At 48.1% G+C, this 25,591-nt stretch carries 18 protein-coding genes; 7 read left to right on the forward strand and 11 right to left on the reverse strand.

Going from position 1 to position 25,591, the window contains the following annotated elements; translation table 11 throughout:
• Nucleotides 1-114: 114 nt before the first annotated feature.
• Both B160_RS0120935 and B160_RS0120940 read right to left on the reverse strand, forming a co-directional pair.
• Nucleotides 115-1,335 carry a DUF1015 domain-containing protein gene (locus B160_RS0120935; protein WP_018629895.1) on the reverse strand — a complete coding sequence of 407 codons (1,221 nt, stop codon included), beginning with the start codon at nucleotides 1,333-1,335 and terminating at the stop codon, nucleotides 115-117.
• Between the two features lie 43 nt (nucleotides 1,336-1,378).
• Nucleotides 1,379-2,005: a DUF502 domain-containing protein gene (locus B160_RS0120940; RefSeq protein ID WP_018629896.1), complete on the reverse strand. Its 627-nt coding sequence runs from the start codon at nucleotides 2,003-2,005 to the stop codon at nucleotides 1,379-1,381.
• An 80-nt stretch (nucleotides 2,006-2,085) separates the two neighbouring features.
• Here B160_RS0120940 and B160_RS0120945 point away from each other — a divergent pair, with 80 nt between their 5' ends.
• Complete coding sequence (locus tag B160_RS0120945; protein WP_157558157.1) at nucleotides 2,086-2,346, forward strand: hypothetical protein; 261 nt, start codon at nucleotides 2,086-2,088, stop codon at nucleotides 2,344-2,346.
• Between the two features lie 27 nt (nucleotides 2,347-2,373).
• Here B160_RS0120945 and B160_RS0120950 read toward each other — a convergent pair whose 3' ends face one another.
• Nucleotides 2,374-2,604, reverse strand: a complete 231-nt coding sequence (locus B160_RS0120950) for a hypothetical protein (RefSeq protein ID WP_157558158.1) — start codon at nucleotides 2,602-2,604, stop codon at nucleotides 2,374-2,376.
• A 72-nt stretch (nucleotides 2,605-2,676) separates the two neighbouring features.
• Between B160_RS0120950 and B160_RS0120955 the strand changes: the two genes are divergently transcribed.
• The 4 genes from B160_RS0120955 to B160_RS0120970 are packed head-to-tail and all read left to right on the forward strand — an operon-like array spanning nucleotide 2,677 to nucleotide 9,667.
• A complete protein-coding gene (locus B160_RS0120955; RefSeq protein WP_018629899.1) occupies nucleotides 2,677-3,381 on the forward strand; it encodes a TetR/AcrR family transcriptional regulator in 705 nt (234 codons plus the stop codon).
• Complete coding sequence (locus B160_RS0120960; protein ID WP_018629900.1) at nucleotides 3,368-4,708, forward strand: TolC family protein; 1,341 nt, start codon at nucleotides 3,368-3,370, stop codon at nucleotides 4,706-4,708. The genes B160_RS0120955 and B160_RS0120960 overlap by 14 nt, the downstream gene beginning before the upstream one ends.
• A gap of 27 nt (nucleotides 4,709-4,735) precedes the next feature.
• A complete protein-coding gene (locus B160_RS0120965) occupies nucleotides 4,736-5,938 on the forward strand; it encodes an efflux RND transporter periplasmic adaptor subunit (protein WP_018629901.1) in 1,203 nt (400 codons plus the stop codon).
• A 42-nt stretch (nucleotides 5,939-5,980) separates the two neighbouring features.
• Nucleotides 5,981-9,667, forward strand: a complete 3,687-nt coding sequence (locus B160_RS0120970) for an efflux RND transporter permease subunit (RefSeq protein ID WP_018629902.1) — start codon at nucleotides 5,981-5,983, stop codon at nucleotides 9,665-9,667.
• A 223-nt stretch (nucleotides 9,668-9,890) separates the two neighbouring features.
• On the opposite strand, the gene B160_RS0120975 is transcribed toward B160_RS0120970, so the two are convergent.
• The 6 genes from B160_RS0120975 to B160_RS0121005 form a co-directional block, all read right to left on the reverse strand.
• Entirely contained in the window at nucleotides 9,891-10,229 is a 339-nt protein-coding gene (locus tag B160_RS0120975) for an RNA recognition motif domain-containing protein (protein ID WP_018629903.1), read from the reverse strand.
• A 206-nt stretch (nucleotides 10,230-10,435) separates the two neighbouring features.
• Nucleotides 10,436-10,882 carry a 50S ribosomal protein L9 gene (gene rplI, locus B160_RS0120980; protein WP_018629904.1) on the reverse strand — a complete coding sequence of 149 codons (447 nt, stop codon included), beginning with the start codon at nucleotides 10,880-10,882 and terminating at the stop codon, nucleotides 10,436-10,438.
• A gap of 158 nt (nucleotides 10,883-11,040) precedes the next feature.
• Nucleotides 11,041-11,304, reverse strand: coding sequence for a 30S ribosomal protein S18 (gene rpsR, locus B160_RS0120985; RefSeq protein WP_018629905.1), 264 nt, complete (start codon nucleotides 11,302-11,304; stop codon nucleotides 11,041-11,043).
• A gap of 3 nt (nucleotides 11,305-11,307) precedes the next feature.
• On the reverse strand, nucleotides 11,308-11,664 hold the full coding sequence (gene rpsF / locus B160_RS0120990; RefSeq protein WP_018629906.1) for a 30S ribosomal protein S6: 357 nt from the start codon (nucleotides 11,662-11,664) through the stop codon (nucleotides 11,308-11,310).
• 547 nt (nucleotides 11,665-12,211) lie between these two features.
• A complete protein-coding gene (gene recJ / locus B160_RS0121000) occupies nucleotides 12,212-13,909 on the reverse strand; it encodes a single-stranded-DNA-specific exonuclease RecJ (RefSeq protein WP_026309918.1) in 1,698 nt (565 codons plus the stop codon).
• Nucleotides 13,910-13,951: 42 nt separating this feature from the next.
• Nucleotides 13,952-14,914, reverse strand: a complete 963-nt coding sequence (locus tag B160_RS0121005) for a polyprenyl synthetase family protein (protein WP_018629909.1) — start codon at nucleotides 14,912-14,914, stop codon at nucleotides 13,952-13,954.
• 200 nt (nucleotides 14,915-15,114) lie between these two features.
• Between B160_RS0121005 and B160_RS0121015 the strand changes: the two genes are divergently transcribed.
• Both B160_RS0121015 and B160_RS29815 read left to right on the forward strand, forming a co-directional pair.
• Nucleotides 15,115-16,758 carry an OmpA family protein gene (locus tag B160_RS0121015; RefSeq protein ID WP_018629911.1) on the forward strand — a complete coding sequence of 548 codons (1,644 nt, stop codon included), beginning with the start codon at nucleotides 15,115-15,117 and terminating at the stop codon, nucleotides 16,756-16,758.
• A gap of 345 nt (nucleotides 16,759-17,103) precedes the next feature.
• Nucleotides 17,104-18,438 (forward strand): hypothetical protein, encoded by a 1,335-nt coding sequence (locus B160_RS29815; RefSeq protein WP_071597063.1) that lies wholly within the window; start codon nucleotides 17,104-17,106, stop codon nucleotides 18,436-18,438.
• Between the two features lie 885 nt (nucleotides 18,439-19,323).
• Here the strand turns inward: B160_RS29815 and B160_RS0121030 are convergent.
• The gene (locus B160_RS0121030; protein WP_018629914.1) at nucleotides 19,324-20,829 is read right to left on the reverse strand and encodes a glutamate synthase subunit beta; all 1,506 of its coding nucleotides are present in this window, start codon (nucleotides 20,827-20,829) and stop codon (nucleotides 19,324-19,326) included.
• Between the two features lie 123 nt (nucleotides 20,830-20,952).
• Nucleotides 20,953-25,467, reverse strand: coding sequence for a glutamate synthase large subunit (gene gltB, locus B160_RS0121035; protein WP_018629915.1), 4,515 nt, complete (start codon nucleotides 25,465-25,467; stop codon nucleotides 20,953-20,955).
• Between the last annotated feature and the right edge of the window lie 124 nt (nucleotides 25,468-25,591).

Genomic DNA, 25,591 nt, shown 5'->3' on the forward strand with positions numbered 1-25,591 from the left:
TTTCCTTATGTAATATCACCGGGGCAGCTATTCACAGATCTGCAGACGTCCGCTGCATCCTGTGAATATCCGTGGAATCCGCGGGGCAATCTACAGACGTCCAACCTTAAGCAATTACAGCAAATGCGTCAGCAGCCCGTCCCGTAGTTTCGGTTCAAACCAGGTACTCTTGGGGGGCATTACTGCTCCGCTGTCTGCAATGGAAAATAACTGCTGAATGGTAACGGGATGCAAGCTGAAGGCCACCTTCATTTCACCACTGTTCACCCGCTTTTCCAGTTCACTCAGTCCCCGGATGCCACCCACGAAATCGATGCGCCTGTCGGTACGCTGGTCTTTAATGTCCAGCAGCTTGTCCAGTACATTTTCTGTTAGGATAGATACGTCGAGCACACCCACCGGGTCTTCGGTATACGTATCCGGCCGGCTTCTGAGCAGGTACCACCGGCCCTTCAGGTACATGCCGAATTCGTGCAGGTGCGCAGGCTTCACCGCTGTTTCGGAGGCGGTCAGTTCAAAGTCCTCGTGCAGGGCGGCAATGAAATCTTCGGTTGTATGGCCGTTGAGATCGGTCACCACCCGGTTATAATCCATTATGGCAAGTTCTGCAGCCGGAAAGATAACGGTCAGGAAATAAGCCGCCTCGCTGCTGGCGGGCAGGGCCTGGTGCACTTTTGCTGCCGAGGCCGCACGGTGATGCCCGTCCGCAATATAGGTTGCCGGTACTTTTTCTTCAAATAACCGGGTGATCTGCTCTATTACCGGGTCTTCCTGCACCACCCAAACCGTATGCCGGATGTCATCATCGGCGGTGAAATCGTATTCCGGCAGGTGGCTGTTCGTCCAATTATGGATGAGTGCATCCAGCTCCGGCACATTTTTATAGGCAAGGAACACTTTACCGGTCTGGGCTTCTGTGGCCATCATATGGTCGATCCGGTCCTGTTCTTTCTCGGGGCGGGTAAATTCATGCTTTTTGATCTTGTTGTGCTCGTAATCGGCAACTGCAGCAACCGCTGCCAGGCCGGTTTGGCTCCGGCCGTTCATGACGAGCCGGTAAATATAATAGCAGGGCTTCGGTTCCTGGAACAAAATCCCCTGCTGCTGAAAGCTCCGGAGATTTTCCCCGGCTTTTTCATAAACCGCACTGCTGTGCAGGTCTGCACCAGGCAAGAGATCCACTTCTGCTTTGGTTATATGCAGGAAGGAGTAAGGGTTGTGTTCCGCTTCGGCTCTGGCCTCCGCGCTGCTTAGCACGTCGTAGGGACGGGAGGCTACTTTGGAAGCAATGGCTTTCTGCGGCCTCAGTGCCGGAAAGGGTTTGATCACTGACATGATTCGGTTATTGATTTACTATTTTCAGGTTCAGGCAGCGGTGTTACGGGCGGGTTTCTGATCTTTGGGTCTCCATTTCCACCACACCCCCGGTTACCGTGTACTTCATCGCATCACCGGGAGGAATGTCATCGATCATCTGCACCCGGTTCCTCGGCAAAATATAAAGCTGCCCGGCAAAGTTATAAGCCTGGGGCACATAAACGCCCACCATATCGGCCCCCAGCCTGAATTTGGCCATTTCCTCATCAGTGATGAATCCCACGATCCAGATATCGCGGTCAAAGATGTTTGCCAGCACGGGTTTGGTAAATTTCTTTTTATCGCCGGCAAATGCACGAAAAAAATCTTTTATAGAAGTGTAAAGCAGTTTGATGCCCGGTGTACGTTCCAGCCAGTGATCAAAAAAGCTGATGACCGCTTCCATGATGAGCGAGCTGCTGACCCACCCGATAAAGATGACGAACAGGAGGATCGTTAAAAAACCCAGCCCGGGGATGATCATTACCGGCCGCAGCAGGTTGTCTACCCAGTTAAAAAGCTGGTACAGGATATAGATGGTAATGGTAATGGGTGCCAGGATGATCAGTCCCTGCAGAAAATAGCGGAACAGCTTCTTCAACAGGCGGTCTTCTTTTTTATAATGCGCGGTAGTCATGATAACCGGCAAAAATAAAAGTTTTTAGCAGTAACTCCGGTTGCGTTGATGTTTTATGTGGGTTACCGGCAAAAAAAATGCTGTTTGCCGGGATGGACCGCTTAGTACAAAAAGATCATTTAATCGTTCTTCCGGCTTCAGTTGCCGCTTGTAGGCCGATGAGCGCCACCGGGTTCAACCCGTTTTTATTTTTTTGGATTGGGATCAAAATAAAACCAGCGAATTTGCGGCTTACAATTTATGCATCGATTCTGAGAGGCTGTTTAAAAACGTATTTTGATGCTCCCTATAAGCGCCATTGGCGCGTTGTTGTCGTTAAAGCTGTGCTAAAGCGCGGTTTTAACGAAGCCTAATTTGATAAGTGCCATAGGCACGGATCATCATGCGCCGGGCCCATGGCGCTCCGTTGTTCTTTTGGACGTATAAACGGGTTGCAACCGGTTCTTGCCGGATCCTTCGGGGTCATGCTTTTTTGCTAAAATGATCGTTGCCTCCCGCTTTTTACAGATAGCCGCCCAAAGTAGGGGCGATAAAAAGCCGGTATCTTGCCGGAAGGGGAGGCCCTCGTGCCGGAGCTCAAAACGTTGTGCCCCCTGTTTTTGGCCGTTCACCGGTAAAAAAATGCTGTTTGCCGGGATAGACAGGGCAAAAATCACCCGCGATAATAACTTCGGTTAAGTTTTTTGAAAAAAACGCAGGAAACTTTAGTAGTTCAAAAAGTTTCCATAGTTTCGCGGGGCAAAATGGAAGACGAAAACGAAAATAGAACGCATATCCGGAACCAGGCGCTGCAGCTGTTTATGCAATATGGTGCGCGTAGCGTGAGTATGGATGATATTGCCTCAGCGGTGGGCAGCAGTAAAAAAACGATTTATCAGTATTATACCGATAAAGACCACCTGGTAGGGGATGCGATCGAAAAGGCCTTGCAGGACAATTGTATACAATGCAAGGAATATCACCAGATCTCGGACAATGCGGTGCATGAAGGGTTTCTGGCAATTGAGCAAACCTCTGAGCTGTTCCGGAATATGAACCCGGTATTGATGAATGATCTGAAGAAATATCACCCCAAGGCCTACCGGAAATTTTTAGATTATAAGAACGGGTTCATTTACGATGTCATCGTGGCAAATATAAAACGGGGGATCGGCGAAGGGCTGTACCGGGATGATTTCAATATCGACATCGTTGCGCAGTTCCGGGTAGGAAGCATTGATATTCTCTTTATGCCGGAATTCTACGGGAAGGTGAAGGAGGGCATGTCCCAGGTTCAGCAGGAAGTATTCTATTTTTTCCTCCACGGAATGGCTACCGCAAAAGGACAGCGGTTAATTGAAAAATATAAAAAACACAAACCAAAAAATAATTCAGATGCAAAAGATTAGGTTCATGGTGATGGTGATGGCAGGACTGATGGCCGCAGGCGGCGGCCGGGCACAGGACAGTACCCATTATTTCACATTGCAGCAGGCCCTCGAGTACGGGCAACAACACAATGTGCAGGTGAAAAATGCCCTGCTGGATATTAAATTGCAGGAGCAGGTAAACCGGGAGGTTACGGGCAGCGCATATCCGCAGATCAGTGCAAGCGGTGATCTTACCTACAATATTAAGTTGATGAACAGCGCAGTACCGGCAGAGTTTTTTGGCGGGGAAGCGGGGAGTTTTGTAAGAATACCTTTTGGTGTAAAATGGACTTCCAGCGGCGGTTTTGCCCTCAACCAGATTTTATTTGATGGGCAGGTATTTACGGGATTACAAGCCCGTAAAACGCTCATTGAATATAATGAAAAGAATGTTGAGGTAACACAGGAAGCGATAAGGCAGAATATTGCAAAGGTCTATTATCAACTGGTGGTTGGCAAAACACAAATAGACTTGCTTGATTCCAACATTGCCTTACTGGAAAAGAACAAGCATGATACAAAAGTTATGTACGATAATGGTTTTGCTGAAAAGCTGGATATTGATAAGCTGGATGTGCAGCTGGCAAATCTGGGATCACAAAAAGCCGGCGTTGTAAACCAGATCGTAAACGGCTATCTTGGACTAAAGGTACTGATCGGAATGCCTGTTAAAGAAAATCTTGTTCTTACGGATACGTTGACCGACGAGAGTTTAAAAGAGGGAATACTGGAAGCCACGGAGTTTAATTACGGCCAGCGTAAGGATTTTCAGCTCGCGGAAATGGGCGTGAAGTTGAACGAATATGATGTTCAGCGTTACAAACGCAGCAAGATCCCAACCCTGATGCTGAACGGATATTTTAATGAAATGGCACAAAGCAATCAGTTTGACCTCTATGGCAGCCATTCCTACTGGTCTCCCGTAAGCGCTCTGACAGTGAAGCTTAATATACCCATTTTTACGGGCGGGGCAACGAACGCACGTATCGCACAGGCCAAAATAAGATTACAGCAAACGCAGAACCAGCTGGAAGCGCTGAAGATCAATATTGATAACGAACGGCAGGCTGCCCAAAATACATTTAAATCTGCCATTACGGATATGGATTATCAGAAACAGAACATGGCGTTGGCAGAGAACGTATATCAGCAAACCAAGAAGAAATATGAAATGGGTACCGGCAGCCAGATCGAGATCGACAATGCACGGGTACAGCTGCAGACAGCGCAGACCAACTACTACAATGCCCTGTACAATGCTGTTGTGGCAAAAGTAGATTTCTTAAAAGCCGTAGGTAAATTTTAACATCCAAACTATTTAATACTATATTTTATGCACAGCGTTTTAAAAACCACATTGACGATCACTGCTTTTGCACTGGTGCTTTACTCCTGCGGAGGCGGAAAGGAGAAAGGGAAAGTGGGTGACCTCAAAGCCAAAATCGAAAAGCTGAAAGCCGAGCAGAAGAAGAACAATGATGAGCTGACCAAATTAGAAACAGAGCTGGCAAAGCTGGAACCCAATACCGTTAAGGCAAAATTTGTAACCATACAGCCCATCGGCAGCGACGCATTTAATCATTACATCGACTTGCAGGGTAAGATCGATGCCAAGAACAGTGCCTACGTAGCGCCGAAAGGGGCGGGTGGGGTAGTAAGGGCCATTTATGTGAAGCAGGGAGATCATGTCCGGAAGGGACAAACTGTGCTGAAGCTGGATGATGCCGTACAGCGCCAGCAGGTGATCGCAGCAGAGCAGCAGACGGGCCAGATCAAGGCGCAGCTGAAGCTGGCACAAACGACCTACGAGCGGCAGAAAAACCTGTGGGCAAACAACATTGGTGCCGAGATACAGGTGATCCAGGCAAAGACCAATGTAGATGCGCTGACCAGTCAGTTACGTGCAGCCGAAGCACAGGTGAAACAGGCAAAGGATCAATTGAGTTATACAAATGTTACAACAGACATCAGTGGCACTGTGGATCAGGTGAACGTACGGGTTGGTGAAGTTTTTTCGGGAGGAGGGCTTCTGGCACAAATTGTAATTATTAATACATCAGTACTTAGGCTGGTGGTAAATGTTCCGGAAACCTATATCGACCGGATCAAAGTAGGAACACCGCTGAAGATCACGTTGCCCGATGCCGGTAATAAAGAGATCTCAGCAAAGGCCAGCGTAGTGAGCAAGCTGATCGACCCGACAACCCGTTCATTCTATGTGGAAGCTGCCGTGCCGCAGGATCCGTCCATCCGGGCCAACCAGCTCGCAAAAGTGCAGATCCAGGATTACAGCTCCGGTGATGCCATTACGGTACCCGTCAATACCCTGCAAACAGATGAAGAAGGAAAGTTTGTGCTGGTAGCAGCAAAAGAGGGAAGCAACCTGGTGGCCCGGAAAAAAAGAGTGGTGGTAGGTGAGCTGTACCGCGATAAACTGGAGATCAGGTCCGGACTGGCAAACGGTGATCAGCTGATCACGGAAGGGTTCCAGAGCCTGTATGACGGGCAGATAGTGACCACAGAGGCTTCAAAATAAATTGAGTAGGCATAGGCTTATCTTACTACAAATAATGCACATATGAGTATCTTAGAAGATTTTTTAGGAAAGAGCAAGAGATTTAAACCTACTGATTGGGCGGTAAAGAACCGGACAACACTTTATTTGATCATCCTGATGGTTTCCCTGTTTGGAGTGTACAAATTCGTTTCCACTCCAAAGGAAAGTTTTCCGGATGTAGTGATCCCCAATGTATATATATCTACCATTTATGTGGGAAACTCGCCCAAGGATATTGAGAACCTGGTAACACAGCCCATTGAAAAACAGCTGAAAGGTATGACCGGCGTGAAGGTTACCAAGGTAACCAGCAGCTCCTTCCAGGATTATTCATCCATCATGGTAGAATTTGGTTCGGACGAAAAAGTGGAAGTGGCGTTGCAGAAAGTGAAGGATGCGATCGATAAAGCCCGGCAGGACCTGCCTACGGACCTTACCCAGGAGCCAACGGCACTGGAAGTGAGCATGTCTGAAATGCCTATTATGTATGTGAACCTGAGTGGCGATATAGACCGGGTACGGCTGAAGGAATATGCAGATAAAATGAAGGACCGGATCGAGGAGCTGTCGCAGATCACGCGGGTAGACCTGGTAGGCGCACCGGAACGGGAGTTCCAGGTGAATGTGGACAATGCTAAAATGCAGGCGGCAGGCATCACTTTTGATGATATTGCCAATGCTGTAAAATATGAAAATGCAGACATTTCCGGCGGCTTGCTGGAAGTGGGCAATATGCGGCGTAACCTGCAATTGAAAGGGCAGTTTAAAACAGCCAGGGATATTGAAGAAGTGATCGTACGCAACAATACCGGCAACCCGATCTACCTGAAGAATATTGCCACCATAAAAGATACCATCAAGGAAACCGACAGCTATGCCCGGCTGGATGGGAAAACAGTATTGACGCTGAACATTGTAAAACGCAGCGGGGAAAATCTTATTGAGACCAGCGATGCCGTGAAAAACATCAGCGAGGAAATGAAGAAGACGGTGTTCCCCCAGAACCTGCAGGTGACCGTTACCGGCGATCAGAGCATCTCAACCAGGACCTCGTTCAACGACCTGGTGAACTCCATTGTGATCGGGTTCATACTGGTATTGATCATCCTGATGTTCTTTATGGGATTAACCAATGCCTTCTTTGTGGCATTGAGCGTACCACTCAGTATGTTTGTGGCCTTTATGTTCATACCGGTTGGGGAGGCCTTCATCGGAACCAATATTACGCTCAATTTCATGGTGCTTTTTGCGCTGTTGTTCGGATTGGGAATTATTGTGGATGATGCCATCGTGGTGATCGAGAATACGCACCGGATATTTACGGAAGCAAAAGGGAAGATAAACGCGCAACGGGCTTCCATGCTCGCTGCCGGTGAAGTCTTTGTTCCGGTCCTTGCCGGAACGCTGACCACCCTGGCGCCGTTTTTCCCATTGCTGTTCTGGCCGGGGATCATCGGTAAGTTCATGATCTATCTGCCGTTGATGCTGATCTTTACGCTGGCGGCCTCGCTGGTGGTGGCCTTCCTCATGAACCCGGTATTTGCCGTGGATTTTATGAACCACCCGGATAACCCGGAGCAGAAAAAGAAATCAGATGTGTTCCGCTCCAGACCCTTTTTGGTAATGGTGGTCATCGGCGTGCTCTTCGATCTGATCGGCATTCCCCTGGGAAAAGGAAGCATCGCTTTCTTTATAGGGAACCTGTCCCTGTTCCTTGCCATCCTTACAGTACTGCATGTTTACTTTTTTGATGACTGGATCCATAAATTCCAGAACAAGGCGCTGCCCTGGATCATGGGACATTATGAAGATCTGCTGCGCTGGGCGCTGAAGGGATGGAGGCCTGTTTGGCTGCTGCTGGGCGCTTTAGGATTATTGATCTTTTCTTTTATGCTGTTTGGCGCTTCAGCGGGGGCGGGCAGGACCAAAGTGGTCTTCTTCCCATCCTCTGATCCCAATTTTATTTATGTGTACCTGAAGCTGCCCAGCGGAACAGATGTAAAATATACGGATTCTATTACGCGCAGCCTGGAGGCCAAGGTGAACCAAGCCCTGGATATAGACCCCGTCAAAGGAAAAAAGAACCGGATCGTGGAAAGTGTGATCGCCAACGTGGCCGTTGGTGCGGCTGATCCGAATAGCGGCGACAGAAGTACCCGCAGCAACCTGGGACGTATTCAGGTTTCCTTTGTGGAGTTTGAAAAACGGCACGGCGTAAGCACGGCGCCTTATCTGACCAAAGTGCGCCAGGCTATCAAGAACATACCTGGTGCGGAGATCTCCGTGGAACAGGAGCAGAATGGACCGCCTACAGAACCGCCGATCAATATTGAGGTGGCCAGTGAAGAATTTGATAACCTGCTTCCGACTGCGGTTGATCTGAAAAACTACCTGGACAGCCTGCAGATCCCCGGTGTGGAAGAACTGAAGATGGATGTGGATCTGAGCAGCCCCGAGGTTACCCTGAAAGTGAACCGGGAACGGGCGCTGAGCGAAGGAGTATCGTCCTCGCAGATCGGGATGCAGATCCGTACCGCCCTGTTTGGTAATGAGGCCAGTAAGATCAAGAACGGAAAGGATGAGTATAAGATCTATGTCCGCAATACCGAGCTGCAACGTAAGAACCTTACGGACCTGCTGAACATGAATATAGTATTCCGGGATATGGCCACGGGAAAAGTAAAAAGTGTTCCGATCAGTTCGGTAGTGGATGTTGATTACACCAATACGCTGGGAAGTGTGCAGCGGAAGAACCAGAAACGGATGATCACCCTGCGCAGCAACGTGCTGGAGGCAGAGGGCTATACGCCTACGGCGGTAAATGCACAGATAAAATCCGCCATTGATAATTTCCACGCAACCGGCGATGATGTTACGATCAGGCAAACCGGGGAGGGGGAACAGCAGGCGGAAACAGGAGCGTTCCTGGGCAAAGCATTGCTGATCGCCCTGGGGCTGATCCTGCTGATACTGGTGGCACAGTTTAACTCTATGAGTAAATCGGTGATCATCTTAACGGAGATCGTTTTCAGCATCATCGGGGTATTATTGGGCTTTACCATTACAGGTATGGCAATATCGGTAGTAATGACCGGGGTGGGAATTCTCGGGCTGGCCGGTATCGTAATTAAGAACGGTATCCTGGTGATCGAATTTGCGGACGAGCTCAGAGCGCGCGGATTGCGGACGCGGGAGGCGGTGATACAGGCGGGTAAAACGCGGATCATCCCGGTGCTGTTGACCGCCCTGGCAGCGATCATGGCATTGATCCCGCTGGCGGTTGGGTTTAACATCAATTTTGTGACCATGTTCTCCGAGCTCAATCCAAAGATCTTCTTTGGCGGTGATAATGTGATGTTCTGGAAGCCGCTTTCCTGGACCATCATCTTTGGTCTGGCTTTTGCGTTCTTTATGACCCTGGTAATGGTACCCAGTATGTACCTGATCGCAGAGCGGCTGAAGCGGCCCATGCGCCAGCAATACGGCGGTAAATGGATCTCTTTCCTGGGTATTCCTCCTTTTACATTGGTGTTCGCTTATTTGGCGATAGTAACAACCATGCTGAAACCGGTTCGTTCGTTTTATGGGATCAGCAAAAAGGTTATGCGCGTGTTGGCTGTGTTCGTAATACCGTTTCTTGCTTTGTTGCTGATCTACTATATTGGACGCTTTTTCAAATGGCTGGGAAACAGGAGATCAGGAAAATGATTCGACGTAAATAAACTGTAAATACGACGGAAAAGAGCCGGTAACAACGGCCAGATATTAAAGATCCCATTAACCTTGCAATAGAACACAAACGGCGACTCACAAGGTCGCCGTTTATTTGTTACAGACCTTTGTTATGCTGGACTTTAAGTCTCGTATAACAACTAATAAACATAAAAAAAAGCTCCTGTTCAGGAGCTTTTCTATCCGTTATGGAATTCAATTAATAACGATCGCGGTATCCGCCTCCGCCGCCTTTGTATCCGCCTCCGCCCTGGCCAAAGCTTCTTTTTTTGTAGCCACCGCCGCCGGCGCCACCTTCTTTAGGACGGCTTTCGTTTACAACGATGTTTCTGCTGTCAACTTCTGTACCGTTCAAAGCTTCGATGGCAGCCTTGGCTTCTTCATCGTTTGCCATTTCTACAAATCCAAAACCTTTGCTGCGGTTTGTGAATTTGTCAGATACGATTTTTGCAGATGTTACTTCCCCATAAGGAGCAAATAAGTTTTGCAGGTCCTGGTCTTTCAGGTTCCAGCTTAGGTTTCCTACGTAAATGTTCATTTTGTTTGAATTTTAAAAAATAAAAGAGTGCTAAAACAGTACCAAATTCAATGAACATTAAAAATATTCCGAAACTTTTACTGAAAGAACACTGTAATCTAATATCAAATATAGGCTAATTTCTTGGCTGCCCAATTTTTTTTGGCATAAATAACAAAAAAAACACACCCGGAAGGTGTGTTTTTTAAAAACTTCAGAAAACTGCCTTATTCCGCCACCACTTCGAATTCAACTTCGGTGCTGTGACCTCCGCCAAAATCGATGGTTGCCTTATAAGTTCCCAGTTCTTTGATATCGTCGGTGATATGGATCTTTTTACGGTCAATTTCATAACCTTTTTGCTCGCGGATCGCCCGGCTCAGCTGCAGGTTGGTAACGCTTCCAAAGATCTTACCGCTGGTTCCTGTTTTCGCACCCAGTTTCAGGGGGGCTGCGTTCAGTTTCGCAATAACGCTGTTGATCTCAGCCAGCATGGCTGCTTCTTTTTTGCGCGATTGTTTCAGACGTTCTTCCAGCTGTTTTTTGTTGCTGTTGTTGTTTTCAACAGCTAATTTACGGGGGATCAGATAGTTACGGGCATATCCGTTTTTGACGTTCACTACCTCGTTGGCAGCGCCCAGATTATCCACATCCTGGATCAGGATTATTTCCATTGTTTTTGCTGCCTGCTTACCGCAGGCGGGTTTTAGCTCCCGGAGCCCAATCGGCGATTGTGACTGTCTGGCGCCGCAGCGCCATTAGGGATGGTTACTAATTTAAAGTGAACAGGCAATAGGGAATGGTCAATGGACTATTCCCTATTGCGCATTGCCTATTTTAAAAGATCGGTTACGTAAGGTAACAAAGCCATTTGACGGGCTTTTTTCACCGCGTCAGAAACCCGGCGCTGAAATTTCAGGCTGTTTCCGGTTAAGCGGCGGGGCAGCAATTTACCCTGCTCGTTCAGGAATTTTTTCAGGAACTCTACGTCTTTATAATCTACGTAGCGGATGCCATATTTTTTAAAACGACAAAACTTTTTAACGCGCTTGTCGGTCTTAATGGCCGTCAGGTATTTGATTTCGTTTTTTGCCATAACTTAAGCCTCCACTGCTTTTTCGGTTCCTGTTTTAACGCCACTGTTCTTTTTTGCATTGTACTCGACGGCGAATTTATCGAGTTTTGTGCAGAGGTGACGCAGTACGGTCTCGTCACGCAGAAGCTGTATTTTCAGCTTCTCATTGAAGTCGGATGGCGCAGTATACTCCAGCACCCAGTACAAACCGGTTGTTTTTTTCTGGATCGGATACGCCAGTGATTTCAGTCCCCAGGGGTTTTCATACACGATAGAGCCACCTGCTTCAGTTACCAGACCGGCAAATTTTTTCTGAGCAGCTTTGAACTCATCTTCGCTTAAAACCGGGGTAAAAATCACCATCAATTCATAATTGTTCATTACCCAATTGTTTTTTAAAAAATAAATAAATAAGACCCTCAGGATATCCTAAGGGGCTGCAAAGATAGGTTTAATTTCCGATTTGTAATTCCCGGTGGCTTATTTTTCAGGGGCTGCAACCGGCTGGGTATTCCAGTCAGTTTTTGCTCCAGGTCTCTCATCCATACCAGTGGGACAATCTTTTTTAGGTCCATGGCCGGGATCTTTGGTTTAGATTAACTCACTTGTAATTGAGTATCAATTTTTTATGAAAATGTTCAGAATTAGAGTCCTCAGCTGATTAAAATTTCAAAGATCCATTTTCCCGGAGATTTGGTAAAGCCTGGTCATTCCCAGATTCCGGTAAAGGCCGCTTCAATACTGCAGTTTTCACCAAGGTTAAAAACAAAGGAATGATGAAACGCCTGTAGATGATAGGTAGGGATCAGGATCGTGTCCTCCGAAATCTTATAGTCCAGCGGATCTAAAGCCCGGCATACGCTGCAGGCACTTTTTTTTAATGCCTGCATAAATGCGACAAATGAAAGACTCTTGATACAACCTCGTGTCAGTCAGCAGCTTTTACATCTTCTACCCGCAACTGCAGACTCTTTTTGCCCTGCCATTCGTTTTCATCAATTTTAAAAACAAGATCAAAAGGTTGTCCGCTTTCAATAACCGGGAATTTTTGAGCCATATTAAAACCGATGCCTGTGAACTGCACATCGTCCTGCCGCACTACAAAGCGGAGGTGCTGTTCTTTGACGATGCGGCTGAAGCCGGTGTCTTTTACGTTTCGGGCTACAAAAACAGGGCTCATATTTTCCGGTCCGAACGGTTCCATTTGCCGGAGGATGCGGTATAATGCGGGGGTAATATCGCGAAAGCTGATCTCCGCATCGATCAGGATCTCGGGGATCAGCAGTTCGTCCGGAATGCTTGCTGCCACAACGGCTTCAAACTTTTCGCGGAACGGGATCACATTCTCCTTGCTTAGAGTAAGCCCGGCGGCTGCAAAATGACCTCCATAGCCAATGAGGTATTCCCGGCAGGCATGGATGGCCTCGTAAAGATTAAAACCCGGCACGCTGCGGGCGCTGCCGGCTGCGTAGTCCCCGCTTTCTGTAAGCACCACGGTAGGCCGGTAATGGTGCTCGATCAGCCGGGAGGCTACAATGCCTACTACGCCTTTATGCCAATGGGGCTGGTACACAACGGTTGACTTCCGGGTGCTCCAGGCGGTATTTTGCAGGATGATCTCCAGCGCTTCTTCTGTAATGGCCGAATCGGCTTCCTTGCGTTCGCTGTTGTCGCTGTGCAACAGTTCGGCGTACATCAGCGCCTCCTCGTAGGAAGGCGCTACAAAAAGCTGAACGGCTTTGCGGGCATCATCCATCCTGCCTGCTGCATTCACCCGGGGCGCGATCATAAAAACCAGGTTGTGTATATGCAGGGGGAATTTGGTGCCGCTCAGGAAGGCAAGGGCCTTTATGCCGGGGTTGGGTTCCTCGTTCACCCGTTGCAATCCAAAATAAGCCAATGCCCTGTTTTCGCCGGTGATGGGCACAATATCAGCAGCAATGGCTGTGGCCACAAGGTCCAGGTATTGCTCGGGGAAGCTTTCCGGCAGGCCGAGCTTTTCACAGAGTGCGGTAATGAGTTTGTACCCCACCCCACAACCACAGAGCTCTTTATAGGGGTAGCGGCAGCCGGGCTGTTTGGGGTTGAGTATGGCGGCGGCATCGGGGAGCACCGCATCCGGCAGGTGGTGATCACAGATCACAAAATCGATGTTCAGGGTGCGGGCGTACTGCACCAGCTCTACAGACTTGATCCCACAATCCAGGGCAATAATGAGGGAGAAGCCGTTCTCCTTTGCAAAGTCAATGCCGGCCTTACTGATGCCATAGCCCTCGCGGTAGCGGTGAGGGATGTAAAAGTCCACTTTTTCGTATTGGGTCCTTAAAAAACGATACATCACGGCCACAGAAGTAGTGCCGTCTACGTCGTAGTCGCCAAATACCAGGATTTTTTCCTGTTCCCGGAAGGCCTGCAGTACCCGTTCAACGGCTTTTTCCATGTCTTTCATCAGCCAGGGGCTGTGCAACTGGCGGGTACCGGGGCGAAAAAAGTCTTTTGCCTCGTCAAAGGTCCGAATGCCCCGCTGTACTAAGATCTTACAAAGTAATTTATTGATCTTCAATTTATTATGCAATTCAGCTACGGCATCTTCATTCGGTTGCAATATGTTCCATCGTTTGTTCATTGCGGATTCTGCGGGCATAACCTGTTCCGGCAGGGTATTTTTTTAGTATTTTCTTTCGGTTACATAGTTGACAAGGTCCACCAGGCCCTGCCGGTATTCATTTTCAGGACAGGTGGCTAAAATTTCCAGGGCTTCCTCCTTGTAAGCGTTCATTTTTTCCTGGGCGTAGCGGATGCCTCCCGTTTCCCTTACCACATTGAGCACCCATTGTACCTTTTGCCTGTCGTTATTATTATTTTTTACAATATTAATGATTTTTTGTTTGGTGGCTTTATCGGTATTATTGAGCGTATAGATCAGGGGCAACGTCATTTTCTTTTCTTTTATGTCGTTACCGGTAGGTTTTCCAACATCTTCACTGGCATAGTCAAAAAGATCATCCTTTATCTGGAAGGCGATCCCCGTTTTTTCGCCAAAAAGCCGGGCTTTTTCGGTAGCAGCTTCGTTTTCAGTTACGGACCAGGCTCCCGCGCTGCAGGCAGATGCCAGGAGTGATGCCGTTTTGTTCCGGATAATTTCGTAGTAAATGGCCTCTTTAAGGTTGAGGGAGCGGGCTTTCTCCAGCTGCAGCAGCTCGCCTTCGGCCATTTTTTGGATAGCATCCGACATGATCCGGAGCATGCGGTAATCCCCGTGCTCCAGCGAAAGCAGGAGCCCCGTTGCAAAGAGATAATCCCCCACAAGGACGGATGCCTTATTTTTCCACAGCGCATAGGTTGAGAAAAAGCCTCTTCTTTCAAAGGAATCATCCACCACATCGTCATGTACCAGCGAGCCGGTATGCAGGATCTCCACCAGGGAGGCCGCCCGGTAAGTAGCCTCCGTGGTAGGGCCAAATACCCTGGCGGACAGGAAAACAAACATGGGCCGTAATTGTTTACCTTTCCGTTTCACAATATAACGCATAATGCGGTCCAAAAGGGGAGTATTGCTTTTAACTGCCTCGTTAAACCGCTGTTCGAAACTGGCTAATTCTACTTTTATAAGGGAGGTGGGAAGCTTCATTGTCAATGCATAAATTATGGGCAAAATAAGGCTAAATCCTTCAAATGAGCATGATTTAACACACTCATTTTTAATTGAAAATAAACAAGAAACAGGGAAAAATTTATTATTTTTTTTGGTTAAAAATTTGTTTATTTAAGAAATGGCTCTAAATTTGCTATTCATTTTAGGAAATCGTTTTTAAATCTTAATCCTTAGTTATGACAAGCAAAAAGTACACATTATTGGCAGGTCTAGGCTGCCTGATTGCGTCTACAGGGTTTGCCCAAGTAAGCCCTTCGCATCCGTACACAGCGCCTCATCCGCTGTACGGTACTTATTCTGTTACTGACTCTAATTATTATTCTGGCAAAAATCTGCAACAGCATAATGATTTTATGGTTGGTACAAGCGATTATCCCGCTAAACCGAAAGACATGTGGGAACTCGGTATTAAAGGGGGATCTTTCACTGTAAATGGAGATGTAAACTCCCGTTTTGGAAAATCCTTTGGTTTTGGTGCACACATCCGTAAGTCATTGGGACACGTAATGTCCTTAAGACTGGAGTATGTTTATGGTAGCGCTACCGGTTTGAACTGGAGACCTTCCATGAGCTATGTTCACGCCCCTGCAGACAATCCCTGGAATGCTGCAGGATATGCCGGAGCGCCTGTTTACTACAACTACAAAACAAAAGCACAGGATCTGTCACTCCAGGCTTTGTTTAACTTGGGAAACATCCGTTTCTACAAAGCACAGACCGGAGCTACCATTTATGCGTTGGCTGGTATTGGTGTAAACACCTTCCACTCAACAGTTGATGCTAAAAACGGCGGTACTGCATACACAAATTTCCCTGCCGGTGATCAAACAAACACAAGCCGCAAGGACATGATGAAAACATTGAAAGATGTTTTTGATGATGAGTATGAATCTGCTGCTGAAGTAGATCCCAGCGTTAAATGGAGCAAAATGTTTGCCGGCTATATCACTCCTTCTGCTACTGCAGGTGCTGGTATCGCTTTCAGACTGTCTCCCCGCGTAAACTTAGCTGTTGAAGATCGTGTGATCTACAACCTGCATGCTTCTGATCTGTTGGACGGAGATCGTTGGGCTGAGCAAGGTACATTAAGCCCCGATAAAGATTTCTTCAACTACCTGACTGTAGGTCTGAACTTTAACCTGGGTAACAAATCCAGAAGAGTTGAGCCGCTGTACTGGCTGAACCCGCTGAACTATGCCTACGGTGAACTGCGTCGCGTTCCCGAGATCGTTCTTCCTGATTCTGATGGCGATGGCGTAACAGATCAGTTTGACCAAGAGCAAACACCTGCTGGTTGCCCGGTTGATACACATGGTGTAAGCCGCGATACAGATGGTGACGGTGTTCCTGATTGTAAAGATAAAGAGCTGATCACTCCTACCTACTGCCAGCCGGTAGATGCTGATGGTGTTGGTAAATGCCCTTGTCCGGAAGGTTGTGGCGTTAAAGTAGATGATTGCGCCACTTTGCTGGGTGCTTTACCGAGCGTTACTTTCAAAGCTAATTCCAATACGCTTTCTTCTGATGCTGCCGCTTCTTTAGCTGTTGTAGCTTCTAAACTGAGAGCAAATCCGAACTGTAAAGTAGTTGTAGTTGGCTATTGCGCTGCTACTAAACGTCAACAGCAATTAAGCTGGGATCATGTAAACAAAGTGATCACACACTTACAGGAAAAAGAAGGTATCAGCGGAGACAGATTCATCTTCTCTTCTGGTCAGGAAGGTGGAGATTGCAACACCGTAGACATCCGTGCAGCTGCACCGGGTGAAGACGGACCGAACACAGTTGCTCCTCCTCATCCAAATCTTCGCAAAAAATAGTAACTTTTTGCTATAACAGATATAAACCCTTCCCGTTTGGGAAGGGTTTTTTGTATTTGGGGCCTGCCAGGGTGTTGCTGATGGCGGGCAGGTCTTTGGTCTGTGCCGGGCTTAATGACGGACGACTTGCATAAATCGCCCCGCTCCCTTAACAGGAGCCCGGTTGAATGCAATTGTGAAAAATCAGTTTGTGAAAAAATGAAAAATTTACAAACCGGAAGTTCACAGGGTGTACCTGAAAAAGTGTAATCGAGTACAGGCTTAGATTTTATTGAGAAGAAGGTATAAAAATGCCTCACATTGGAGCAAAATTTGCTTTAAGTGAGGCATTCTTATTCTTTGTCTATGTCAAAAATAGTTCTTTTCGATTATCCATCTTTATTAGATCAGCGATTTTTACAAACAGATTTAGGGCGGCTTTATCAGAGCATTCCCTTTGATGAGTTAGCGGCGGTCATTGCTGCGCCTCGTCATGCAAAGAGTGGCCGGGGCTGTAAGCCGTGGTTTGATGTCAAAGGAGGGATTGCGTTGGAGATTTTAAAGCATTATCTTAATGTAAGTGATGCGATGCTTATTGAACGTATCAATACAGACTGGAGCCTGCAACTTTTTTGTGGCATCCGGCTAAGGCCCGATGAGATGATAAAAGATACGGATCTTCCCAGCGCCTGGCGGAGCTATCTGGGCAAGTACCTGGATATAAGCAAGGTACAGGACATCCTGGCCCGACACTGGAAGCCTTACATGAACGATACCCATATCAGCAGTGAAGATGCTACCTGCTATGAAAGCGGTATTGCCTTTCCTACGCCGGTAAAACTGGTGTGGCAGTGTTGCAACAAAACTTATTTATTGTATAATCATCTTCGCAGGCAAGCGAAGCTTCGTGGCAGCCGTTGCAACTATGAAAAGTTCAGGCTATTGTTTTTGCACTACCAGAAAACCAAAAAGAAAACTAAACGCGCAGAAAAAAAGTTGCTGAAAACACTGCTGAAATTTTTACTGCGATTGTTGCAGCTAATAGAAGAGCTGAGCCAACAACAGCCAGTAAAGCTATCTTTAAAGCAAGCTGCTGAAATACGCACCATTATTAGCGTGTATGCTCAACAACATGACAAAGTATATGGTAAGACAGATAAAATACAAGACCGTATAGTATCACTTAGCAAACCCTATATTCGTCCCATTGTCAGGGGTAAAGAAGCAAAAGCGGTAGAATTTGGTGCCAAGGTAAACAAGTTGCAGGTGGACGGTATCAGTTTTATTGAGCATTTTAGTTATGATGCCTTTAACGAAGGTACAAGGCTTAAAGACTGTGTATGGCTGCATAAGCGACTCTTCGGTAAATGCACGCACCATAGCGCCGATAAGATCTATGCCACCAATGCCAACCGCAGCTATTGCACAAAGCAAAAAATCGTTACCAATTTTACCCCCAAGGGCAGGCAAAAGACCGCTCATATAGAGCAAAGCAAAACCATGCGTAGCCTGCTCAACAAACAACGGGCAACCCGGTTGGAAGGAAGCTTTGGTAATGAGAAGAATCATTATTTGCTCCAAAAGGTAAATGCCCGCAATGCTATTACCGAAAAGTGTTGGATATTCTTTGGTATCATGACGGCTAACGCATCGATCATTACCAATCGAAGGCAGGCTTCAATAAAAGCGGCGGCGGCTTAACCCCCAGCATCACTAAATAAGGAGCGCTGTTTTCAGTGCAGGCAAACCTATTGCCTAAAATGGAAAAAGCAAGGTAAAATTACAGCTCGTTAACCGTTGGAATGAGCAAACAGTCTATTTTTAATCTACGAATTTATCGTAGATGATGAAACTCCTTAATTTTCAGGAACACCCTTCACAAAGTTGTGAAAAGTTGAGTCGTGAAATTTTAGGAATTTTACAAACTGGTTTTTCACAAACAGGCGGTCCCGGTTTTGGGGCAAAAAGCCGCAGCATACCCTGAAAGCAATAGGGAGACGAAGTGGATTTTTCAGATACGCTGAGTAAACGACATTGATTCATCCTTGTGTGTCATGCGGATATGAAGGGGAGTTTCTAAAGCAGCATACCAGATTTTTTTATTTCAGGGCATCATAATGGCAGCGGGGTGTATGGCATCTCATGTTGAGCTCCGTAGGAGCGACCTGTTATTTCAGCTATTTTCCGGAATAATATCGTTTTTGATACCGGTTCATTATCAGTGACCAATAAAAAAGAAATTGTATCAAAAGTCGCTTTACAGCGTGTTGTCATTCTGAACTTGTTTCAGAATCTATTGATAGATAACTATTATTAGATGCCGAAACAAGTTGCCAATGACAGATTGCTTAATGTATTGACAATGAATCAGACTTTAGTCATGCCGGACAATGTCTTGCTGAACTTGTTTCAGCATCTATTCGGCATCTATGCACGATTTAGGCAGATCCTGAAACAAGTTCAGGATGACCCAAAGCAGATTTGTCATTGCGCCATTGATTTTGTGTTCACAAATGGAAAACCCGGCATGACAAATGAAAAACTCTTGATACAACCTCTTTTATCTTTATAAATACTATCGGTGTATTATTCAAAAGACATCAGTACCGATTGTTCCTTTGCTTCCAGTATGGAATGCCCCATCAGGAATTCGTCTACTTTCCGGGCGCATTCACGTCCTTCGCTGATGGCCCATACCACCAGGCTTTGTCCCCTGCGCATATCGCCGGCGGAGAATATCTTGGGAATATTGGTTTTATATTCCTGCTCACTTGCTTTTACATTGCCCCGGTTATCCAGCTCCACATCCAGCTCCTCCAGCATGCCCTGGTGCTGCGGGTGTACAAAGCCCATTGCCAGTAAGGCCAGTTCGCAGGGCAATTCCCGTTCGGAACCGGGGATCTCTGTAAACTGGGCAGGCTTCCCGGGTGCCGGGGTTTTCCATTCCAGGTCTACCACCACCAGCGATTTCAGATGACCATTTTCATCTCCTTTGAATTCTTTGGTGGCAATAGACCAGTGCCGGTTGGCGCCTTCCTCGTGGCTGGTCGTTGTTTTCAGCAGCATCGGATAAGAAGGCCAGGGCATGGCTTCCGTCCGTTCTTTCGGGGGCATGGGCAACAGTTCAAACTGTGTTACGGAAACAGCCTTATGCCGGTTGCTGGTGCCTACGCAGTCGCTGCCGGTGTCGCCTCCGCCAATTACCACCACATTTTTACCTGTGGCCAGCACTTCTTCCGTTAAGATATTGCTTTCGATGTCTTTATGGGCCAGGAAGTCTTTTCCGTCAACCCGTTTATTATTTTGTTTCAGGAAGTCCATAGCAAAATGAACCCCGTTCAGCTCCCTTCCGGGGATGGGGAGGTTGCGGGGAACCGTGCTGCCGCCGCACAGGACCACTGCATCATAATTGCGCAGCAGATCATGTATGCTGATATTTTTGCCCACGTGTGCATGACAGCGGAACTCTATGCCTTCTTCCTGCATGACCTCGATCCGGCGGTCTATTACCCATTTTTCCAGCTTAAAATCAGGGATCCCGTACCGCAGCAGGCCGCCCGGTTTTTCATCCCGTTCGAAGACCGTTACACTATGACCCGCATAGTTTAGCTGGGCAGCGGCAGCAAGTCCGGAAGGGCCACTGCCGACAACGGCCACTTTTTTACCGGTGCGGATATTGGGCCCTTTTTTGGAAACAAAGCCCCGTTCGAAGGCGATCTCAATAATATGTTTTTCGATCTCTTCAATAGCAACCGGAGGCTGGTTAATGCCCAGCACGCAGGCCGATTCGCAGGGTGCCGGACAGATACGCCCCGTAAATTCCGGGAAGTTGTTGGTGGAGGTCAGAATTTCGTATGCCTCTTTATATTCTTTGCGGTAAATAGCATCATTGAACTCCGGGATCACATTTCCCAGCGGGCAACCGCTGTGACAAAATGGAACTCCGCAGTCCATACATCTTGCGGCCTGGTTGTTCAATTGATCTTCCGGAAATAATGCTACGAATTCTTTATAGTGCTGAACGCGTTCTGCTACTGTTTTCTTTTGGGGAGTCTCTCTCGAAAACTCTAAAAATCCTGTTGGTTTACCCATTTTCTTATTTAACGTTTATTGTTTGTCGTTTCTCGTTTCGCCCAGAAAGAGCGGTTGGTTGTTTTAAGCTAAATATTATCCGGGAATAACATCAAACCCAAAACAATAAACCAGAAACGTCTGTTATGCCAGTTGTTTTTGTTCCTCTTTCGCCAGTAATACTTTCTTGTACTCGGAAGGGAATACTTTTACAAAGTTTTTCAGCTGGTTGTCAAAATCATCAAGGATGAATTTGGCCACCGGGCTGTTGGTGTACTGGTAATGCCTGGATATGTATTGATGAAGGAATTGTGCATCGGCGTCATTTGCCGGATCCAGTTCCACCATTTCCCTGTTACAATTGTCGGCAAATTTCTGGCTGGCGTCGTATACAAAGGCAATACCGCCGCTCATACCTGCTGCAAAGTTCCGGCCGGTATTGCCCAGGATAATGGCCTTTCCGCCGGTCATATATTCACAACCGTGGTCGCCCACACCCTCTACTACCACCGTAGCGCCGGAGTTCCGTACCGCAAAGCGTTCGCCTGCTTTTCCGCGGATGAACCCTTCGCCGCTGGTGGCACCATAAAAGGCCACGTTGCCGATAATGCTGTTCTCTTCCGCAACAAAACCAGCTTTTGCATCCGGGTAGGTGATCAGCTTGGCACCGCTCAGGCCCTTGCCAAAATAGTCGTTCGCATCGCCTTCCAGCTCCAGGGTAATGCCTTTATTGGAGAACGCGCCAAAGCTTTGACCGGCAGTACCTTTCAGTTTCAGGTGTACGGTATCTTCCGGCAGGCCTTCTGACCGGTATTTCTTGGTGATCTCGTGCGAAAGAATGGTACCGGCAGCGCGGTCCGTATTCACGATATCAAAAGATGCTTTTATAGCAGTGCCGCTTTCAATAGCCGGTTTGGCTGCTTCAAGGAATTTCCAGTCCAGTACGGATTTAATGCCATGATCCTGTTCTTCGGAATTGTAAAGCCCGATACCGGCTTCTTCCTGCTCGCGGTAAAGGATCGGGGACAGGTCCAGGTTCTTGTATTTCCAGTGGGTGATGCCCTCCCGTACTTTCAGGTCGTTCGACTGGCCGATCATCTCTTCTACTGTCCGGTAACCCAGTTCTGCCATTACTTCGCGCATATCTTCTGTAAGGAACTTAAAGAAGTTCACTACGTGATCGGGATTGCCGGTAAACCGTTTCCGCAATTCCGGATCCTGAGTAGCCACACCAACGGGGCAGGTGTTCAGGTGGCATTTGCGCATCATGATACAGCCTTCCACGATCAGTGCCGCGGTGGCTACGCCCCATTCTTCGGCACCCAGCATAGCGGCGATCACGATATCGCGCCCGGTGCGCATCTGGCCATCGGTCTGCAATACCACACGGCTTCTCAGCTTGTTCTTAACCAGTGTTTGCTGTGCTTCTGCCACGCCCAGCTCCCAGGGCAATCCTGCATGCCGGATGGAGCTGATCGGCGAGGCGCCGGTGCCGCCATCATGGCCTGCAATCAGCACCACATCGGCCTTGGCCTTGGTAACGCCGGCAGCAATGGTTCCCACGCCGGCCTTGCTCACCAGTTTTACGTTGATGCGCGCGTGGCGGTTGGCGTTCTTCAGATCAAAGATCAGCTGCGCCAGATCCTCAATGGAATAGATATCGTGGTGCGGGGGCGGGGAGATCAGGCCTACACCCGGTGTGGCATGACGGGTCTTGCCGATCCAGTCATCCACTTTATCGCCCGGAAGTTGTCCGCCTTCGCCTGGTTTTGCACCCTGCGCCATTTTGATCTGTAATTCGTCGGCCTCAGTGAGGTAAAGACTGGTTACCCCAAAACGGGCGCTGGCTACCTGTTTAATGGCACTGCGCATGCTGTCGCCGTTTTCCAGACGGGTATAGCGTGCTTCGTCTTCACCCCCCTCACCGGTATTGCTCTTGCCGCCCAGGCGGTTCATGGCAATGGCCAAGGTGGTGTGCGCTTCCCAGCTGATAGAGCCAAAGCTCATGGCGCCGGTAGCAAAACGTTTGTAAATCTTTTCAGCCGGCTCTACCTCATCGATGGAGATGGGTTTGCGGGTGCGTTTGAAATCCAGCAGTCCTCTTAAGGTAATGGCCTTGGAGGTCTGGTCGTTTACAAGTTTGGTATATTTTTTAAAGATGTTGTAGTCATTCATTTTTGTTGAATACTGCAACAGGTGGATGGTTTGCGGGTTGAACAGGTGCGTTTCCCCTTTCCGTTTCCACTGGTAGAAACCGCCGGTGGGCAAGTGGTCTACCGGGCTGGGTTTCTGGCTAAAGCCAAAGTGATGTTTGGTCACTGCTTCGCGTGCGATCTCATCCAGCCCCATTCCCTCAATACGGGAAGTGGTGCCGGTAAAGTGTTTCCGTACCACGGCCTGGTTCAGCCCGATGATCTCAAAGATCTGGGCGCCCTGGTAAGACTGCAGGGTAGAGATCCCCATTTTGGAGAATACCTTCAGCAGGCCATCGCTTACCGCTTTGATATAGTTCTTGTAAAGCTCTTCTGTTGAAAGCGCTGTTTTTATTTTCCCCGTCTCCTTCAGGTTGTGAATGGTGGAGAAGGCCAGGTAGGGATTGATCGCCGTAGCGCCAAAGCCCAGCAGGCAGGCAAAATGATGCACTTCCCACACATCGCCGGCTTCTACCACAATGCCCACTTTTCCACGCAGTCCTCTCCGGATCAGGTGATGGTGCACTGCGGATACGGCCAGCAATGACGGAATGGGTGCGTGCTGGCTGTCGATGGCGCGGTCCTGGAGCACCAGTACCTCAAAACCATCGTTCACCGCATCTTCTGCATACGCACAGATACGGTCCAGCCCTTTACCCAGTGAACCGGGTTTTCCATCGGCCCTGAAATAACATTGTAATGTTTTGGCCTGGAAGGTGCCGGTATCAATGCTGCGCAGGGTTTCCAGCTCAAAGTTGGTAAGCACGGGCTGCTTAAGCGCTACCACATGACAATCCATTTCATCTTCGATCAGCAGGCTTCCGTTGTCGCCAACAAAAGTGGCCAGGGACATCACCATCCGCTCCCGTATGGGGTCGATGGGCGGGTTGGTTACCTGCGCAAATAATTGTTTAAAATAAGAGCTTAAATGTTGCGGCTGGTCGCTCAGTATCGCCAGCGGGGTATCCACCCCCATGGCACCGATCGGCTCCTTGCCGGTAATGGACATAGGAGTGATGATGTTTTCAACATCTTCCGAAGTATAACCAAAGGATTTCTGGTAGCGGAAGATCTGGTCCTCGCTCAGGTTGGTGAACATCACCCTTGGTTCGGGCAGCTCATTTAGGCGGATCTTGTGCTTGTTCAGCCAGTCGCCATAAGGTTTTTGTGAGCAAATCTCTTTTTTCAGTTCTTCATCGCTGATGATGCGGCCCTGCTCCATATCTACCACGAACATCTTACCCGGCTGCAGGCGGCCTTTTTCAATAACCAGGCTCTGGTCTACCGGCAGGGCACCGGTTTCGGAGGCCATGATCACCCGTCCGTCGCTGGTTACACAATAGCGCGAGGGGCGCAACCCGTTCCGGTCCAGTGTGGCGCCGATGATCTTCCCGTCGGTAAAAGAAATGGATGCCGGGCCATCCCAGGGTTCCATCAGGCAGGCATGGAACTCGTAGAAAGCCTTTTTCACCGGGTCCATATCTTCATTGCCATCCCAGGCTTCGGGGATCAGCATCATCATTACATGCGGCAGGGACCGGCCGGTCAGTGCCAGCAATTCGATCATATTGTCCAGGCAGGCCGAATCACTCTGGTCATTGCTTACAATGGGTACCAGCATGTCCATTTCCTCCTGGGTGAACAGGGGCGATTCAAAGCTGTTCTCGCTGGAGCGCAGCCAGTTCAGATTTCCCTGCAGGGTATTGATCTCTCCGTTGTGCGCAATAAAGCGGAACGGCTGCGCCAAACGCCAGGAAGGGAAGGTATTGGTTGCAAAGCGGGAGTGTACCAGTCCAAAGGCGCTCACCGTACGGTTGTCTGTAAGATCGTTATAATACGTGCGTACCTGGAAACTGGTGAACTGTCCTTTATAAATCACCGTCCTGCACGACAGGGAGCTGATATAAAAGCCGATCGGGTCTTTTTTTACTGCGTTGGTGGTCAGGTGCGTAGCGTATTTACGCAGTACGAATAGTTTGCGCTCAAACTCTTCAGCCGTTTTAATGTTGTCCGGCCTCCGGAGGAAGACCTGCTCAATATCCGGTTCTACCGAAAGGGCAGAAGAACCGATCCCTGCGGGGTTTACCGGCACATTGCGCCAGCGGATCACCTTCATGTGCATTTTTTCCGCAGCACGTGTAAATATATCGCGGCATTCTTCCCGTGCTTTTACCTCTTTTGGAAAGAAGACCATGCCCACCGCGTATTCTTCTACTGCGGGAAGCGCAATGCCCATCTGAAGACACTCGTCATAAAAAAGCTCGTGCGGGATCTGAATCATAATGCCGGCGCCGTCGCCCGTATTGGGCTCGAAGCCACAAGCCCCTCTGTGATCCATGTTCTCCAAAACCGTAAGGGCATCTGAAATGGTCTGGTGGTTCTTGTTGCCCTTTATGTTGGCAACAAAACCAATACCACAGGCATCACGTTCAAATGAAGGGTCGTATAATCCTTTTTTTTCTGTCATTTTTTAACAAATGATTTTTAATAAATAAGTTTGGCTTTTCAATACAGAGCGGGCAATCGAGCTGTGTAAATTAATAAAAAATCTGCTTATTTAGACAATAGCCACGCGAATCGTTAAAAAAATT

It is taken from the genome of Niabella aurantiaca DSM 17617, from assembly GCF_000374125.1.
Lineage (GTDB): Bacteria > Bacteroidota > Bacteroidia > Chitinophagales > Chitinophagaceae > Niabella > Niabella aurantiaca.